A 16,686-nucleotide genomic window follows, 5' to 3' on the forward strand; every position below is an offset into this window, starting at 1 on the left:
GCACATCGATCAGCGAAGGGCGCGGTAACGGCACGAAGCGGCGGTTGCCTGTTGCGCTGCTTCAATTATGAAATCGTGACCATCGACATAGCGGCAGCGCGTAGTGATCTGCGGACACGTCGCCTCTGCATCCTGCCATTGCAGCATGGCTGCACACCGGCATCTGCACCGTTGTCAGACGCTTGTGTTGTGACAGGTGGCCGCAGACGCATACGCCTGCGTGGTCGCTACGCCGATACCCTGCAACTGTGCGAGGTGCGAACCAGCTGTTTCGTCGGGTGCTGCATTCGTTCGGTTATTGGCTTTACGCAAGGGCATCCAAGAGCAACATTGACGGCCTGTCAACTCGATGAAGAGGTGAAGCATGCGCCCTGCGAATCTGACATCGGCCACACGCAGAGGGTCAAGACACGATCAACCCGAGATGCCAGCCGAACATGGCGTTGGCCCCTCCCAACAGCAGGCAGACCCCCACCAGAACAGGCAATTGACGGACAACCTGAGGCCACGGCCACCAGTGCGTGCGGCGCGCCTGAGGGAGCCGCACGTGCCCATCGGCGCACAGATCGCAGGCGTTGGAAGGTCGGTGGCGCATGCTGGCACGCTGATGGCAGCGGCTTGGGTCGTTCCTTCTAGCTTGATTGCATTACAGGCGCCGTTCGCGGCAGCTTACGGTTATGCGACAGATGATCCGTACTGGAAGGACTATGCAATGGTTGCCTGTACCCCTCTTCTGAATTCGGTGACTGCGTTGGGTGCGGCATATTCGATTGAAAGTCTGATGGCCTGGTATCAGCAAGCACTCTCTCAGTCTCCTGTGACGAAGGCAGCCAGGGCAGCCGAGTTGGGAACAACCGAAGCATGCTTGGACGAGGCCATCGACCTGGTCACCGCGCCCGATGCAGAGACGTCCGGCCCTGAAATGAGCGAAGGGGAGAGGCTTGCGCTGGCCACGGATCTCATGCACCTGGCAACATCAGACCGTTCGCAGTTGCCTCCTGAACTCTGGAGTGCCGCCAGTGGGGTTGGCAACGATGCCAACGCGTTGGTGAGTCGCTTACTTGCGGCTGCACGAAGCCGCGCGGCTGCAGAGGCGCCTGCATCGTCCGGTGGTTGAAAGGCGACCTCACGCGCGATGCGTCCGGGTTGCGCGGTGAACCATGTGTCACCTGCTAGGTGTTCGGCGCTACACCGGCGCAGACTTCAAGATCCCCGACAAACTCTCGCGCAGGATCAGCTGCAGATGCATGCGGTTGAGTTCCATGCCGCTGGTCATCACGCTGTGCAGGCCGCCGCACATGGCGGCGACGGCGAAGACGCGGGCCTGGAATTCCTGTTCGCTGCTGGCCGGGTCGGCGTGGCCGCGGAGCAGGCGCTTGAGCAGGGCGCTGAGGTGTTCGATCAGCGATGCGCTCTGCCGGCGCATGAAGGCGGCCAGCACCGGGTCGCGCAGGGTGGCCAGGTGCAGTTCCAGGTCGATGCGGGTGCGCTTGATGCTGGTTTCCTGCAGCAGCCAGTCTTCGAGCAGGCCGGCGATGAAATCCACCACGTGTACTTCGTCCGGGCGCTCCACCAGCCACATCTGGCGGATGGCGCGCATGTAGTTGCGCTCCAGCAGTGCGCGTACCAACGCGTCCTTGTCTTCGAAGCGCTGCAACAGGCTGCCGCAGCTCACCTTGGCGCGTTCGGCGATCAGTTCGAAGCTGGTGGCGCCCAGGCCCACTTCGTCGATGCACTGTTCGGTGGCGTCCAGGACATCTTCCAGCAGCAGTTCTTCGCGCTCTTTCGCCGTGCGTAGCAGCAGAACGTTGGACATGGGGCAGCAGATCGGCGGGGGGCTGCAGTATACCGGCGCAGCGTTGCCTATCCGTTGCGTTCGCTTGCGTCTGTGCCATCAGTCATGGTGCTTGCAAGGCGACCTGCACTGTGGGCAGGCGGCATGGATCAACCGATTTTTCACGGCGGCTGTGCGACACGTGAGGTCTGGTTGCAGGAGATGCATGTGAGTGAGAACAGTGCGGTTGCGGGCGTGTCGGCGCGCTGGCCGGCGCGGTTATGGGTGGTACGACATGGGCAAAGTGCGGGCAACGTGGCGCGCGATGTGGCCGAGTCCAATGGGGCGGCGTTGATCGAGCTGGAGCATCGCGATGCGGATATTCCATTGTCGCCGCTAGGCGAGCGCCAGGCAGATGCGCTGGGCGCATGGATTGCGGGTCTGCCGGAACATGAGCGGCCAACCCTGATTCTGAGTTCAACGTACGTACGTGCGCGGCAGACTGCAGCGGCGGTTGCGCAAGCGTTGGGGCAGCCAGCCGGTGCAGTCAGCGTGGATGAGCGCTTGCGTGAGAAGGAATTTGGCGTGCTCGATCGCTACACCACGTCGGGCATCCGCGAGGCCTTTCCGGCATTGTTCGAACAACGCAATCTGGTAGGCAAGTTCTACTTCCGCCCGCCTGGTGGCGAGAGCTGGTGCGATGTGATCTTTCGCCTGCGCAGCATCGTGGGCGATCTGCAGCGCAACCATGTGGGTGCGCGCGTGCTGATCGTAGGGCACCAGGTGATCGTCAATTGCTTCCGTTATCTGATCGAGCGGATGGACGAGGCCACCATCCTGGCGATCGACCGCGAAGGCGATGTGCCCAATTGCGGCGTTACCGAATATGCGGCCGCTGCCGATGGGCAATCGCTGGAGCTGATCCGGACCAAGTTCGTGCCGCCGGAACTGGCCGACGAGCCGGTAACCACCGAGTCCGATCGCCCGGCCGGAGCGCGCTGAGATGAGCGCCCCGCGGCTGCGCATCTTGACGGCTGCGGCGTTGCGCACGATGCCGTTGCCATCGCCCGGCGGAGACAAGGAGCAGCGGGGGCGGGTGCTGATTGTGGGCGGGTCGATGCGGGTGCCTGGTGCGGCGCTGTTGGCAGGAGAAGCCGCGCTGCGTGCGGGCGCGGGCAAGTTGCAGATCGCCACGGCGGCAAGCGTGGCGCCGGGCATGGCCTTGGCCGTGCCGGAAGCCTTGGTGCTTGGGTTGGGGCAGAACGGGCAGGGCGAGATCGTGCGCGGGCACCGTGCGCTGGATGCGGCGATGGCTGCCTGCGATGCAGCGGTGATCGGCCCGGGGATGGCCTCCACCAGTACCACAGCGGCGCTGGTCAAGCGCGCCATTGCGCAGGCGGTGTGTACGTTGGTGCTGGATGCCGGCGCGTTGTCGAAAAGCCTGCGCGCGCCGGCCGGGCGGCCGTTCGTGCTGACGCCGCATGCCGGCGAAATGGCTGCGTTGGCCGGCGACGACAAGACGGCAGTGGAGGCGGCGCCTGGCGACTACGCGCTGGCCTTTGCAAAGAAGATGCGCAGCGTGGTGATCGTCAAAGGCGCCGACAGTTTCATCGCCGGGCCTGAAGGCGCGCTGTGGGTGCACCGCGGCGGTGTGCCGGGCTTGGGCACCTCCGGCTCGGGCGATACCTTGGCTGGACTGATTGCGGGATTTGCGGCGCGTGGGAGCGATGCATTGACCGCCGCGCTATGGGGCGTGTTTGTGCATGCAGCAGCCGGCAAGCAGCTGGCCAGGCGGATCGGTACGGTGGGGTTTCTGGCGCGAGAAATCCCGCTGCACGTGCCGGGAATCGTGGACCGGTTATCGCGTGTGTCCACAACGGATAAGTAGCTTTCCCCGTCGGGAGCGGGGTTGGAGTGAGGGTGCGATGGCTCGACCGTGTTGCAGACGGTTGATGTTTACTCGCATCGCTGCGCACTCATGCTCCGCGTGCACCCGTACCCTCATCCGGCGCTGCGCGCCACCTTCTCCCGATGGGAGAAGGGCTTCTGAAACCGCTCTCGTGCGTGCGAGCGTTCAACGAGCTCCGCTCGAAGCGCCTGGAATCGTGGATCGGCTATCGCATGTGTCCATAGCGGAAAATAGCCCCTCTCCCGTCGGGAGAGGGGTTGGGGTGAGGGTACGATCGCTCCGCTGTCTTACAGCCAGCTTGATTTGCTTGTTCGCTTCGAATCGCTGTGCGAGGAAGCAATCACGCACACAAGCAGGCTCCGCATGCGCCCGTACCCTCATCCGGCGCTGTGCGCCACCTTCTCCCGATGGGAGAAGGAACTCATTCGCGCTTGCTTTCGTTTGGCAGGTCATGTTGCAGCGCTTTGCTCGACCAGGCTGCGCGCTTGTGCAACCTGGGAGGGTGCGTGGTGAATCAAACGATGGCGTGGTCGATGGAGCGAGTGGTGGGAACGGTGGGCGTGCTGGGTGCGCTGGCCAATGCCGGTGCAGACCTGGGAGTCGATGCTGTTCTCGGCCGAGTTCCTGAAGAAGCACCTGGGACCGACCATGGCCACTGCCGGCTATGGCGACCGTAAGATCATCGTGTGGGACCACAACCGCGACATGATGGTGCACCGCGCGCATGTGATCTTCGTCCATCCCGACGCGTCCAAATATGCCTGGGCACGGGATTTCATTGGTACGCGACCTGGGCGGGTTCGCGCCGATGGTGGAGAACGTGTCCGCCGTGGCAATAAAAAACGCGATGGAATAAACGCCTGCCGACCGCTGCGCTTGCAGCGATCGGCAGGGGGGGCATAACGCTGGATGCGTACTCTCAGGTGGCTCAGGACAGCAGCAAGCCGCCGGTGGCGCCGAACACTTCGCCAGTCACGTAGCTGGATTCCTGCGACGCCAGGATGACATACAGCGGCGCCATCTCTACGGGTTGACCGGCACGCTTGAGCGGAGTTTCCGAGCCGAAGTCGGGAATCTTTTCGGGCGGCTGCCCACCGCTGGGCTGCAGCGGGGTCCACACCGGACCAGGTGCCACGGCGTTGACGCGGATGCCCTTGTCGGCCACCTGCTGCGCCAGCCCCTTGGTGAAGTTGACGATGGCCGCCTTGGTGGAGGCGTAGTCGAGCAGGGTAGGCGAGGGCTGATAGGACTGGATCGAGCCGGTGTTGATGATGGATGCGCCCGGCGGCAGATGTGGAATGGCCGCCTTGCACAGCCAGAACATCGCATACACATTGGTCTTGTAGGTGGCATCGAACTGCTCGGTGGTGATGTCGGCGATGTCCTTGATGGCGGTCTGCTTGCCGGCGATGTTGACCAGCAGATCCAGCCCGCCGAGTTCCTTGACCGCACGCGCCACGAGCGTATTGCAAAACGCTTCGTCCTTGAGGTCGCCGGGGACGCTAATCGCTTTGCCGCCTTCGGCCTGGATCAACTTCACCACTTCCGCCGCGTCCTGCTCTTCTTCCGGCAGGTAGTTCAGCACGATATCCGCGCCTTCGCGCGCATACGCAATGGCGGTGGCGCGGCCGATTCCCGAGTCGGCGCCGGTGATCAGCGCTTTGCGGCCCTTGAGTCGGCCGAAGCCCTGGTAGCTCTGCTCGCCATGATCGGCCTTGGGCTGCAGCGCATGGATGGTGCCCGGCGCTTCCTGGGTCTGCTCGGGGAACTTGGGCTGCGGAAACTGGGTAAGGGGGTTCTGCATTTCGTACTGGTTCTTGGTGCTGGACATGCACTGGCTCCTGCATTGGGGGACGGCAAGCCGCAGCGTGCTGCGGCCGATGCAGTGCAGTCTGGAAACCACGGCGATGCGTGGGGGTGAACGAATGTTGTGCATGATGTGAACGCACTACGCAGGTGGCGCGCGTGCGGCGCTGCTGCGCCGTGCACGCAGGCCACGACCGGGAGGACCGCAATGCAGTGTGTAGGGATCGATGGCGCCAACAGCGGCTGGCTGGCGGTGGGGCAGGCCGGCGATGGATTGTAGTGTGCTGGCTACCCCACGGTGGCCGCGGTGGCGAGCGCATTGGGGGACGTCGCCGTGCTGGGCGTGGATATCCCGATCGGTCTGAGCGAGCACGCGCCCCGCGCTGCGGATGTGCAGGCGCGGCGCTTTGTTGGTGGGCGCCGCGCATCCAGTATCTTTGCCGCGCCATTGCGCGGCATGCTGCATGCACCCACGCAGGTGGAAGCGTCTGCGTTGCATCGGGTGCTGGATCACGACGGCCAGCGTGGCTTTGGCGTGCAGTCGTTTGCGCTACTGTCCAAGATTCGCGCCTGGGACGATGCCTTGCGCGCCGATCCGCCGTGGGCGGAGCGCGTGTTCGAGGTGCACCCGGAGGTGTCGTTCTCCGTGCTCGCCGGCGGGCACGGCCTGGCGGCGGGCAAGAAGATCAGTGCAGGCCACCAACAGCGCGCCGCCTTGCTGGGCCAGTGCTATGGCGCCAGGCAGGTGGCTGCATTGCTGGAGCGCGTGCCGCGTGCGCTGGCCAAGCCGGACGATGTGCTCAATGCCCTGGTGGCCTGCTGGAGCGCGCAGCGCATTGCCGCAGGTACCGCCGGCAGCCTGCCGGCGGTGGTGGAGCACGACGCCTGCGGGCTACGCATGGGCATCCACTACTGACTCAGCGCGTCTGCACCGACATCGAATACGGCCGCTGCGCCGGGTCCGTGGCCCACTGCGTGTTCGGCATGGCCTGCATGCGGAAGCGCAGTTCGCCACCGGCCTGGATTTCTTCGTGCGTAAGGTAGGCGCGATGCAATGCCTTGCCGTTGAGGGTGGCACTGCCGATGTAGGTGCCTGCGTCGCTGAGGCCATCGGCGATCACGCTGAAGCGCTTGCCGTTGGGCAGGTTGAGGGTGGTGCGCGGCAGGAACGGGCGGCCGATGATGTATTGGTTGCTGCCCGGCGCCACCGGGTAGAAGCCCAGCGTGGTGAACACGTACCAGGCCGACATCTGGCCCAGATCGTCGTTGCCGGCCAGGCCCTCCGGGCCGGCGTGGTATTGGCTGTCCACGATCTGCTTCAGGCGCGCCTGCGTGCGCCAAGGCTGGCCGGCATACGCGTAGAGATAGGCCACATGGTGGCTGGGTTCGTTGCCGTGCGCATACCAACCGATCAGGCCGGTGATGTCTTCCATGTGCTCGAACACCTTGGGATCGACCTCGGCATCGAATACGGCGTCCAGGCGCGCCAACAGCTTGTCTTGGCCGCCATGCGCTGCGGCCAGGCCGGCCACGTCCTGCGGCACGTACCACGAGTACTGCCAGGCATTGCCTTCGGTGTAGTCGCTGCCGTAGCCGCTGGCCGAGGGGTCGAACGGTTCGCGGAAGTTGCCGGCGCGGGTACGCGCGCGCATGTAGCCGGTGGCCGGGTCGAAGGCGTGCTTCCAGTTGCCGGCGCGTTTGCTGAATTCTGCGGCGATGGTGGGCTTGCCGAGCTTGTCGGCCATGCGCGCGATGGTCCAGTCGTCGAAGGCATATTCCAGCGTCTTGGAGGCGGCTTCGCCTTCTTCGTCGATGGGCACGTAGCCCAGCTCGCGGTATTGCGCAATGCCATCGTACGGGCCGTAGTTGGCGCTGGCGACCATGGCCTGCAAGGCTTCCTCTGCGTCGAAGCCGCCGATGCCTTTCATGTACGCGTCGGCGATCACCGGCACGGCGTGGTAGCCGATCATGCACCAGGTTTCCAGGCCATGGAACGCCCACACGGGCAGGATGCCGTAGGCGCTGTCGCGGCGTGCGGCGAGCAATGAATTGACCATGTCGCTGCTGCGTTGCGGCGGCTGCACCAGCGTAAGTAGCGGGTGCAGCGCGCGGTAGGTATCCCACAGCGAGAAGGTGGAATAGTTGGCCCATCCATCGGCGCGATGCACGGCATTGTCCGGGCCGCGATAGCCGCCGTCGCTATCCATGAACAGCGTGGGGCCGAGCAGGCTGTGATACAGCGCGGTGTAGAGCTGGGTGCGTTGCCGCGGCGTGCCCTGCGCGTCGATTGCCGCCAGCGCCTGCGTCCATTGCGCACGCGCATCGGCGCGCACGCGGTCGAAGTCGAAGCCGGGCACTTCGGCGTGCAGGTTGGCGATGGCCGCGGCCTCGCTGACCGGGGACAGCGCCACGGTGACCACCAGCGGGGTGCCGTCGTTGGCGACATCGAACACACCGACCAGTTGCCGGCCTTCGATCTGCGCGCGCTGCGCGGGGTTCTTGTCGCCCGGCGGAGGGAAGCCCTTGTATGGGATGTCCTGTTCGGTGTCGTGCAACTGCGTGGCAGTGAGCGCGCGCGAGAAGCGCATGGCGAAATACAGTTGCCGGCCCGGTGCCCAACCGCGCGTTTCACGAAAGCCGGTCACGGTGCCATCGGCGCGCACGCGCAGCCGCGACCACTGCACCTTGCCGGGGTAGTCGTACAGGCTGGTGCGCAGGTCCACCAGCACATGCGCCGCTGCGCCCTTGGGGAACTGGTAGCGGTGCACGCCCACGCGCGCACTGGCGGTGAGTTCGGCGCGGATATTGCGGTCTTTCAAGGTCACGGCGTAGTAGCCGGGCTGCGCCTGTTCGCTGGCATGGTCGAACTGTGCGGTGTAGCCGCTGCCCGGTGTGCTGGCATCGCCGCGTTCCAGCTTGACCTCGCCTGTTTGAGGCATCAGCAGGATGTCGCCCAGGTCCGAGTGCCCGGAGCCGGAAAAATGCGTATGCGAAAACCCCACGATGGTGCCGTCGCTGTGTCGGTATCCCGCCGCCCAGCCGTAGGCCTGCTTGCGTGGCTTGATCTGCGTATCCGGGCTCAACTGCACCATGCCGAACGGCACCGTGGCGCCGGGATAGGTATGGCCTTCGCCACCGGTGCCGATGAACGGGTCCACTGCTTCGAAGGCGGACGCGGCTGTGCGCGGGGCGGCGGGACACGCGAACGACGCGACGGCGGCGAACATGGCCAGCCAGCGCAGGCGGAAAACGATCGATCGATGCGGCATGCGAAACGGCTCCGGGCGGATGCAGCGCCGGACCGTAGCACAGCGGCAGCGGTGAGCCATCGTTGCGGAAGCACGCATCATGCTCAGTGTGGTCGAGGTCGCCAGCTTGTCGATCCTGGCTGCGAAGTTCTGGCCTGTGCGGGTATCGCATGCTGCGGGGGCAGGCTGTCGCGGCCCCCCGCCAAATGCTGTTCGTCATCAGTGGATGCTTCGATGGTGTTCGCTGCGCAACCGCGGCGTGGAGTCGCCGACCGATTCCACACAATGGCAGCGGGGTAATGTTCGTGTGCCGGCAGCCCGCTGAAATTTGCCGCATCGCCCGCATATCCCGTCGATGGATCTGTTCGATACGCCAAGCGCGCCGCTGCAGGTGCTGGAGGATGCCGAGGGCGGCGTACGCTATTGGCCGCAGCTGCTTGCGCCCGAGCTGGCGCAAGCCTGTTTTCGCGCGCTGCGCGACGGGGCGAACTGGCACAGCCAGCGCCGGGAAATGTATGACCGCGTGGTGGAGGTGCCGCGCCTGCTGGCCTCGTATGCACTGGATGCGGCGCTGCCCCCGGGGTTGCCGTTGTTGCAGCTCAGCGATGCGGTGCAGGCGGTGTTGCCCGCGCCCTACAACGCGGTGGGCCTGAACCTGTACCGCGACGGGCGCGACAGCGTGGCGATGCATCACGACAAGCTACAGACGCTGGTGGCGCCGTACCCGATCGCCCTGGTGTCGCTGGGCAGCGCACGGCGCATGACGTTGCGCGCCAAGGACGGCAGTGCGCGCGCGACTGCGCTGGACCTGGCGCCAGGTAGCCTGTTGGCGATGAGCCATGCCTCGCAACTGACCCATGAGCACGGCATCCCCAAGACCGCACGCGCGGTGGGCGAGCGGGTGAGCGTGGTGTTTCGCGTGCGACCGGCGGCACGCATGGCCGCCGGCAAGCACGGACCGCATTGGGCGCCCGTGCCGCAGTGAAGGCCACTAGCGGCGCCGTCGTGCGGCAGGCAGGTCCAGCCGTCGTCCGCCATCGTGTTGGCCTGTTCACGACCTGGTGCGGTCCACCGTCACATGACAGCTGCTTGCACGTTTGCTGCGCGGCCCGGAGTCGTTGTGCAGCGCTGTGGCCTGCCACCGGCTTGGAGCGGCCAAGACGTCTCGGGCAGCAGTCGTCAGATGGATAGGCACAGCGCCCGGAACCGGGGTGGCAAGCGGTGCAAGCCGCTTCCGAGCTTCAGCCGCGTCTGCCGGGTGGCTGCGCAGTGATTGCATCAGCTGTTCTTATCCCTGTTCGGCCAGCGTGGCCTCGATGCGGCGCCTGCATCGGTTGGGTGCGCTTGCACGGAGCGGCTTTCGCAAGCCAGGTGGCATTGCCCATTTCGGGTGATTGCCATTGCCATCACCCCTGTCCATGCTTGCATGCATCCCTCCCTCCCACCTGCGTTGCCGATCCATGCCCCTGGACGATACCCGCCACCATCAGATGTTTCCCGAACTGGACGCGGGCCAGTTGGCGATCACGCGGCGCTTCGCCAGCGGGCCGGCGCGGCGCTTTGCCGCCGGCGACACCGTGTTCGATGTCGGCGATGCGCACGCACCGGTGTGGGTGGTGCTGGAAGGCGTCATCGAAGTGGTGCGCCGAGACGGCCTGGGCAACGAAAAACCGATCACCCGGCATACGCCCGGGCAGTTCACCGGCGAGGTGAGCCAGCTGGCCGGTCGCGCGTCGCTGGCGGCCGGGCGGGCCGGGCCGGATGGCTGCCTGGCACTGCCGTTCGACACCGCGCACCTGCGCGCATTGATGATCAGTTCTGCCGAAGTGGGCGAAGTGGTGATGCGTGCGCTGATCCTGCGCCGCGTGGGCCTGATCGAGGGCGATGCCTCCGGCTCGGTGTTGATCGGGGCACCGGACGACAGGCATCTGACGCGGCTTCAGGGGTTTTTGACCCGCAACGGTTACCCCAACACGGTGGTGGACATCTCCAACGACGATGGCCGCGCGCTGGTCGAGCGCCTGGGCATCCAGGAGCACGATCTGCCGGTGATGGTCTGCCCCAGCGGCCGCGTGCTGCGCCAGCCCAGCGATGCCGAAGCCGCGCATTGCCTGGGCATGACACCGGACATCGACCCGGACAAGCGCTACGACGTGGCCATCGTCGGTGCCGGCCCCGCGGGTCTGGCCACGGCGGTGTACGCCGCCTCCGAAGGTCTGTCGGTGCTGGTGATGGACCAGCGCGCCATCGGCGGCCAGGCCGGCGCGTCGGCGCGTATCGAAAATTATCTGGGCTTTCCCACCGGGATTTCCGGGCAGGCGCTGGCGGGACGCGCCTACAACCAGGCGCTGAAATTCGGGGCCGAGCTGGCGATCCCGATCGAGGCAGCCACCCTGGAGTGCGGGCGCGACGATGGCACGCTGAAGCTGGATCTGGCCGACGGCAAGCAGCTGCTGGCCAGCACCGTGGTGATCGCCTCGGGCGCGCGCTACCGGCGCCCGGAGATCGACGGGCTGGATCGCTTTGAAGGCCATGGCGTGTCGTACTGGGCTTCGCCGGTGGAGGCGCGGCTATGCGAGGGCGGCGTGGTGGCGCTGGTGGGTGGCGGCAATTCCGCAGGCCAGGCGGTCGCGTTCCTGGCGCCGCGGGTGAAGGAGTTGCACCTGATCATTCGCGGCGATGGCCTGGAAGCGTCGATGTCGCAATACCTGATCGAACGTATTGCCGCACTGCCCAACGTGCAGCTGCACACCGGCACCGAAGTGGCCGCGCTGGACGGCGACCACGAGCGCGGGCTGCAGGGGGCGACGCTGCGCACGCGCGCCGATGGCGCGACCACGCGCGTGGAGCTGCGGCACCTGTTCCTGTTCGTCGGCGCCGATCCCAATACCGGTTGGTTGCAGGACTGCGTGGACACCGACACGCGTGGCTTCGTCATCACCGGCACCGCGCGCGGCGATGGGGTGCCGGCCTGCCTGCCTTTGGAAACCAATCGCCCCGGTGTGTTCGCCATCGGCGATGTGCGCGCCGGCTCGGTCAAGCGCGTGGCGGCGGCGGTGGGCGAGGGCGCTGCAGTGGTCGCGCAGATTCATCAGTATCTGGCCCATCAGGCCAACCCGGTGCCGGTGTCCGAACTTGCCAATGCTGGAGAGTAGGGGTTCGGCAATCGGGATTGGGGAATCGGAAAAACAGATGCGCGTGGCCGGTCGATTCCTCCGTTCCCAGGCCATCAGGCTGTCACCACGCGGTACGCGCAAACTGGGGTCGCTGGCCTGGCGCATCGGCGCGCAGGCGCCAGGCTACTGCGGCCAATGCACCTGCGGTAGTTCGCCGGTCTGCGGTTTGGCGAACAGGTAGCCTTGTTGCAGGTGAATGCCCAGGTCGCGCAGGGTGCGGTATTCGTCGGGGTGTTCGATGCCTTCGGCAATGACGGCGATGCCAAGTTCTTCGCACATGCGGGTGACGTGGCGCACGATGGCCTGGCGACTGCGGTCGGTGTCGATGCCGCGGACCAGTGCGATGTCCAGCTTGAGCAGGTCCGGCTGGAACTCGGCCAGCAGGCCGAGCCCGGCATAGCCGGCGCCGAAGTCGTCGATGGCGGTCTTCATGCCGCGCGCGCGGTAGGTGCGCAGGATGTCGAGCAGATGCGACGGGTCGGCCAGATGTTCCTGTTCGCTGACCTCGAAGATGATCGCGTCCAGCGGCCAGCCGTAGTGTGCGGTGGCCTCGAGCGTGGCGCGCAGGCAGTGCTCGGGGTTGTAGACCGCGTTGGGCATGAAATTGATCGACAGCAGTGCGGGCAGGGCGATCCGTGCGGCGCACTCGATCGCCTTGATGCGGCAGGCCTGGTCGAAGGCGTAGCGGTTGTGGGCGTCTACCGCGGCCAGGATGCTGTCGGCCGACTCGCCGTTGATGCCACGCACCAACGCTTCGCCGGCGTAGATGGTGCGTGCGGCCACATCGACAATCGGCTGGAAGGCCATGGTGATGGCGGTCGGAAATGCATGACCATCGCGGCAGGCGTTGCAAATGGGAAGGCTGGGCATGGGATGGCAGTCGTGCGACAGGGATCGAGCCTAGTTCTATCGGCCGTAACGGCGCGTCATTGAGGGTGACCAATCCGATTGCGGCGCTGCCGGCAGCGTTGGCATGGTCAATGCCCGGAACCGGCACAGTCTTACGTTTGTCCTGATGCGCCCGGGGACCACGGTGTAGCGGGCACAGGCGGTGGTGGACCCACGGTGGGCAGACGGCTGCAGGCGCAACGCCGCATCGGTGATTGAATGCCCGGAGAGTACGCGCCACGCAGCGCGCCCTCCGATGCCCGGCGCGCCTGGTTCGTCGCACTGTCCTCACCCTGCCGGCGGGCGGGCTCGGCGATACTTGTCGTAACGCCCGCATCGGAAGCCCCATGACCGCCCTCACCGAACGCTACGCCCAGGCCGTGGATTACGCCCGCATCGCCCATGCCGGGCAAGTGCGCAAGGGCACGCAGATTCCGTACCTGAGTCATCTGCTCGGCGTCTCCACGCTGGTGCTGGAATGTGGTGGCGACGAGGAGCAGGCCATCGCCGGGCTGCTGCACGATGTGGTGGAAGACTGTGGGGGTGGTCATGAGGCGTCGATCCGCGCGCAGTTCGGCGACAGCGTGGCCGACATCGTGATGGCCTGCACCGACGCCACCGCCGAAGACAAGGCCGAGGTGGACAACAGCGAGCGTGCGCGCCAGCGCGATTGGCGCGAACGCAAGCTGGCCTACCTGGAGCACCTGCGCAAGACCCCGGAGCGTGCCTTGCTGGTATCCGGCTGCGACAAGCTCTACAACGCACGCACCATCGTGCAGGACCTGGAAAACCCTGCGGTGGGCCAGGACATCTTCAACGTGTTTACCGCCGGCCGCGACGGCACCTTGTGGTACTACGCCGCGCTGGAAGAGATCTTCCGCACCCGCGATGCGGCAACTGCGCGCCTGTTCAGTGGCGTTGTCATGCGGATGCAGGCACTTGCCCAGACCGGCGAGCAACCGGTGCCGGCGCCGACGCACGCGCTGGGATGAGCGCGATTTAGAGCGGCTGATTAGAGCGGCTGATCTGCTGCCTGGCTGCAGGGCCCTTGCCCGCCCACCATCGCGGGACACGCTGCAAGTACGTCCATGTAAGCTCTTTAAAAGTCCCGCGAGCGGTGACGCCCCGCGGCTTCGACCAGGCAGTCGTGTGATCCAAGCAGTTGAGTGCGTCCAAACGACACCGCAATGACATTGGCTGCATGCACGCCGCGCTAGGCTAATGCGTTCTGCAACGTCGGTTCGGCCGTCATGTCCAGCACAACCTCGTCTTCCTCCGGCCAGGTGCACGTGCGCGGCGCGCGCGAGCACAACCTGAAGAATGTGGACGTGGACATTCCACGCGATGCGCTGGTGGTGTTCACCGGGGTGTCCGGCTCGGGCAAATCGTCGCTGGCCTTCGGTACCATTTTTGCCGAAGCGCAGCGGCGCTACCTGGATTCCATCTCTCCCTATGCGCGTCGCCTGATCGACCAGGTGGGCGTGCCGGACGTGGATGCCATCGATGGCCTGCCGCCGGCGGTGGCCCTGCAGCAGGCGCGCGGTGCGCCAAGCGCGCGTTCGTCGGTGGGCAGCGTCACCACCATCTCCAATTCGCTGCGCATGCTGTACTCGCGTGCGGGCCACTATCCGCCGGGGCAGGAGATCATCTATGCGGATGGGTTTTCGCCGAACACGCCGGCCGGTGCCTGCCCCACCTGCCACGGCCTGGGCCGCATCTACGATGCGACCGAGGCGACCATGGTGCTGGACCGCAGCCTGAGCATCCGCGAGCGCGCGGTGGCGGCCTGGCCCGGTGCCTGGCACGGCCAGAACCAGCGAGACATCCTCACCACGCTGGGCATCGATGTGGATCTGCCGTGGCACAAGCTGCCGAAGAAGACCCGCGACTGGATTCTCTTCACCGACGAGCAGCCGGTGGTGCCGGTGTATGCCGGCTACGACCTGGACGAGGTCAAGCGCGCGCTCAAACGCAAGGAAGAGCCCAGCTACATGGGCACGTTCACCAGTGCCCGGCGCTATGTGTTGCACACCTTTGCCACTACGCAAAGCGCGCAGATGAAAAAGCGCGTGGCGCAGTACCTGGTGAGCACGCAATGCCCGCAATGCGACGGCAAGCGGCTACGGCGCGAGGCGCTGTCGGTCACCTTTGCCGGGCTGGATATCGGTGAATTGTCGCGGCGTCCGCTGGACGAAGTGGCCGAGTTGCTGCGCCCGGCGGCAGACGCCGACCTGCGCACGCAGGGCAGGAACAAGGGCGCAGCCGAGCATCCGCAACAGCGCATCGCCGCGCAACGCATCGCGGCAGACCTGCGCGCGCGCATCGCCGTGGTGCAGGCCTTGGGCCTGGGGTATCTGAGCCTGGAGCGCAGCACGCCCACGCTGTCGCCTGGCGAACTGCAACGGTTACGGCTGGCCACGCAGATCCGCTCGCAGTTGTTCGGCGTGGTGTATGTGATGGACGAACCATCGGCCGGCCTGCACCCGGCCGATGCGCAGGCGCTGCTGGGCGCGCTGGACCAGCTGAAGGCGGCGGGCAATTCGGTGTTCGTGGTCGAGCACGAAGTGGATGTGATCCGCCACGCCGACTGGATCGTGGACGTGGGCCCGGCCGCCGGTGCGCATGGCGGGCAGGTGCTGTACAGCGGTCCGCCCGCCGGGCTGGAGACGGTGGAGGCATCGTCCACGCGACGCTATCTGTTCGGCGCGCCGCCGCAGGTGCATCGCCATGCGCGCCAGGCAGGCGGTTGGCTGCAGTTGCGCGGCATTACGCGCAACAACGTGCGTGGCCTGGATGTGGATCTGCCGCTGGGTGTGTTCACCACCGTCACCGGCGTGTCCGGCTCGGGCAAGTCGTCGTTGATCAGCCAGGCACTGGTGGAACTGCTTGCTGCCCACCTGGGCCAGGGCCAGGCAGACGATGAGCAGGCACTGGATCCGCTGGAGCGCGGCACCCAGGTGCCGGTGGAGGGTGCGATCGTCGGCGGGCTGGATCGCGTGCGCCGGCTGGTACGCGTGGACCAGAAACCGATCGGGCGTACGCCACGTTCCAACCTGGCCACCTATACCGGCCTGTTCGACCCGGTCCGCAAGTCGTTTGCGGCCACACCGGCCGCGCGTCGCCGCCGCTACGACCCGGGGCAGTTCTCCTTCAACGTGGCCAAGGGCCGCTGCGCCACCTGCGAGGGCGAGGGCTCGGTGTCGGTGGAGTTGCTGTTCATGCCCAGCGTCTATGCGCCATGCCCCACCTGCCACGGCGCGCGCTACAACGCCAAGACCCTGGAGATCGAGCTGCGCGGGCACACCATCGCGCAAGTGCTGGAGCTGACCGTGGACCAGGCGGCAACGTTCTTTGCCGACCACGCCAGCGTGCTGCGGCCGTTGCAGGCGTTGCGCGAGGTGGGGCTGGGCTATCTGCGGCTGGGCCAGCCGGCCACCGAACTCTCCGGCGGCGAGGCACAGCGCATCAAGCTGGCCACCGAGCTGCAACGCGCCCAACGGCGCGACACCGTCTACGTGCTGGACGAGCCGACGACCGGCCTGCACCCGGCCGACGTGGATACCTTGATGACGCAGTTGCAGGGGCTGGTGGAGGCAGGCAATACGGTGATCGTGGTCGAACACGATATGCGCGTGGCCGCCAGCAGCGACTGGGTGCTGGACATGGGCCCGGGCGCGGGCGGTGCCGGCGGCACGGTGGTGGTGGCCGGAACGCCAGAGCTGGTGGCGCGACAGCATGGCAGCCGCACCGCGCCGTTCCTGGCGCAGGCGATGCGCGAGGGAATGCAGGCGTAAAGCAGCGGTGTCTGGGGCTGCAGCGTTGCTGCGTGAGCCGCATGTTGCCCGGTGTTGCTGTCTGCCTGCTACCCCGCGCCGCTGGCGCGCA

Annotated in this window: 12 protein-coding genes and 1 pseudogene; 9 read left to right on the forward strand and 4 right to left on the reverse strand. The window is 66.2% G+C overall.

Annotated elements, in window-relative coordinates; translation table 11 throughout:
* Positions 1-364 precede the first annotated feature (364 nt).
* Positions 365-1,117, forward strand: a complete 753-nt coding sequence (xopAV, locus tag HG421_RS04295) for a type III secretion system effector XopAV (protein WP_169705357.1) — start codon at positions 365-367, stop codon at positions 1,115-1,117.
* Between the two features lie 69 nt (positions 1,118-1,186).
* On the opposite strand, the gene HG421_RS04300 is transcribed toward xopAV, so the two are convergent.
* Positions 1,187-1,816 (reverse strand): TetR/AcrR family transcriptional regulator, encoded by a 630-nt coding sequence (locus tag HG421_RS04300; RefSeq protein ID WP_169705358.1) that lies wholly within the window; start codon positions 1,814-1,816, stop codon positions 1,187-1,189.
* Between the two features lie 180 nt (positions 1,817-1,996).
* Here HG421_RS04300 and HG421_RS04305 point away from each other — a divergent pair, with 180 nt between their 5' ends.
* From HG421_RS04305 to HG421_RS04315, 3 genes and pseudogenes are all read left to right on the forward strand, one after another.
* Complete coding sequence (locus HG421_RS04305) at positions 1,997-2,776, forward strand: histidine phosphatase family protein (RefSeq protein ID WP_169708087.1); 780 nt, start codon at positions 1,997-1,999, stop codon at positions 2,774-2,776.
* 1 nt (position 2,777) lies between these two features.
* Positions 2,778-3,662 (forward strand): NAD(P)H-hydrate dehydratase, encoded by an 885-nt coding sequence (locus HG421_RS04310; protein ID WP_169705359.1) that lies wholly within the window; start codon positions 2,778-2,780, stop codon positions 3,660-3,662.
* 597 nt (positions 3,663-4,259) lie between these two features.
* Positions 4,260-4,518 (forward strand): annotated as a pseudogene (locus HG421_RS04315) (glycosyl hydrolase); the annotation flags it as partial.
* Positions 4,519-4,611: 93 nt separating this feature from the next.
* On the opposite strand, the gene HG421_RS04320 reads toward HG421_RS04315, so the two are convergent.
* Positions 4,612-5,514 carry an SDR family oxidoreductase gene (locus tag HG421_RS04320; RefSeq protein WP_169705360.1) on the reverse strand — a complete coding sequence of 301 codons (903 nt, stop codon included), beginning with the start codon at positions 5,512-5,514 and terminating at the stop codon, positions 4,612-4,614.
* Positions 5,515-5,787: 273 nt separating this feature from the next.
* Here HG421_RS04320 and HG421_RS04325 point away from each other — a divergent pair, with 273 nt between their 5' ends.
* On the forward strand, positions 5,788-6,405 hold the full coding sequence (locus HG421_RS04325) for a DUF429 domain-containing protein (protein ID WP_228329909.1): 618 nt from the start codon (positions 5,788-5,790) through the stop codon (positions 6,403-6,405).
* Between the two features lies 1 nt (position 6,406).
* On the opposite strand, the gene HG421_RS04330 is transcribed toward HG421_RS04325, so the two are convergent.
* Complete coding sequence (locus HG421_RS04330) at positions 6,407-8,758, reverse strand: GH92 family glycosyl hydrolase (protein ID WP_169705361.1); 2,352 nt, start codon at positions 8,756-8,758, stop codon at positions 6,407-6,409.
* A 334-nt stretch (positions 8,759-9,092) separates the two neighbouring features.
* On the opposite strand from HG421_RS04330, the gene HG421_RS04335 reads away from it, so the two are divergent.
* Both HG421_RS04335 and HG421_RS04345 read left to right on the forward strand, forming a co-directional pair.
* On the forward strand, positions 9,093-9,722 hold the full coding sequence (locus HG421_RS04335) for an alpha-ketoglutarate-dependent dioxygenase AlkB (RefSeq protein WP_169705362.1): 630 nt from the start codon (positions 9,093-9,095) through the stop codon (positions 9,720-9,722).
* Between the two features lie 475 nt (positions 9,723-10,197).
* Positions 10,198-11,892, forward strand: a complete 1,695-nt coding sequence (locus HG421_RS04345) for an FAD-dependent oxidoreductase (RefSeq protein WP_169705364.1) — start codon at positions 10,198-10,200, stop codon at positions 11,890-11,892.
* 144 nt (positions 11,893-12,036) lie between these two features.
* On the opposite strand, the gene HG421_RS04350 is transcribed toward HG421_RS04345, so the two are convergent.
* The gene (locus tag HG421_RS04350) at positions 12,037-12,783 is read right to left on the reverse strand and encodes an EAL domain-containing protein (RefSeq protein ID WP_169705365.1); all 747 of its coding nucleotides are present in this window, start codon (positions 12,781-12,783) and stop codon (positions 12,037-12,039) included.
* Between the two features lie 365 nt (positions 12,784-13,148).
* Here HG421_RS04350 and HG421_RS04355 point away from each other — a divergent pair, with 365 nt between their 5' ends.
* Together HG421_RS04355 and HG421_RS04360 are read left to right on the forward strand one after the other, a co-directional pair.
* Positions 13,149-13,793, forward strand: a complete 645-nt coding sequence (locus HG421_RS04355) for an HD domain-containing protein (protein ID WP_169705366.1) — start codon at positions 13,149-13,151, stop codon at positions 13,791-13,793.
* A 258-nt stretch (positions 13,794-14,051) separates the two neighbouring features.
* A complete protein-coding gene (locus HG421_RS04360; protein WP_169705367.1) occupies positions 14,052-16,595 on the forward strand; it encodes an excinuclease ABC subunit UvrA in 2,544 nt (847 codons plus the stop codon).
* The last annotated feature ends 91 nt before the right edge of the window (positions 16,596-16,686 follow it).

This window comes from Xanthomonas campestris pv. badrii (genome assembly GCF_012848175.1).
Classification (GTDB): domain Bacteria; phylum Pseudomonadota; class Gammaproteobacteria; order Xanthomonadales; family Xanthomonadaceae; genus Xanthomonas; species Xanthomonas campestris_C.

Bases quoted from the DNA above. Each gene is read 5' to 3' on its own strand.
- HG421_RS04335 (WP_169705362.1), top strand. From the start codon at position 9,093: ATGGATCTGTTCGATACGCCAAGCGCGCCGCTGCAGGTGCTGGAGGAT.
- HG421_RS04305 (WP_169708087.1), top strand. From the start codon at position 1,997: ATGCATGTGAGTGAGAACAGTGCGGTTGCGGGCGTGTCGGCGCGCTGG.
- xopAV (WP_169705357.1), top strand. From the start codon at position 365: ATGCGCCCTGCGAATCTGACATCGGCCACACGCAGAGGGTCAAGACAC.
- HG421_RS04300 (WP_169705358.1), bottom strand. From the start codon at position 1,816: ATGTCCAACGTTCTGCTGCTACGCACGGCGAAAGAGCGCGAAGAACTG.
- HG421_RS04310 (WP_169705359.1), top strand. From the start codon at position 2,778: ATGAGCGCCCCGCGGCTGCGCATCTTGACGGCTGCGGCGTTGCGCACG.
- HG421_RS04350 (WP_169705365.1), bottom strand. From the start codon at position 12,783: ATGCCCAGCCTTCCCATTTGCAACGCCTGCCGCGATGGTCATGCATTT.
- HG421_RS04330 (WP_169705361.1), bottom strand. From the start codon at position 8,758: ATGCCGCATCGATCGATCGTTTTCCGCCTGCGCTGGCTGGCCATGTTC.
- HG421_RS04355 (WP_169705366.1), top strand. From the start codon at position 13,149: ATGACCGCCCTCACCGAACGCTACGCCCAGGCCGTGGATTACGCCCGC.
- HG421_RS04360 (WP_169705367.1), top strand. From the start codon at position 14,052: ATGTCCAGCACAACCTCGTCTTCCTCCGGCCAGGTGCACGTGCGCGGC.
- HG421_RS04345 (WP_169705364.1), top strand. From the start codon at position 10,198: ATGCCCCTGGACGATACCCGCCACCATCAGATGTTTCCCGAACTGGAC.
- HG421_RS04320 (WP_169705360.1), bottom strand. From the start codon at position 5,514: ATGTCCAGCACCAAGAACCAGTACGAAATGCAGAACCCCCTTACCCAG.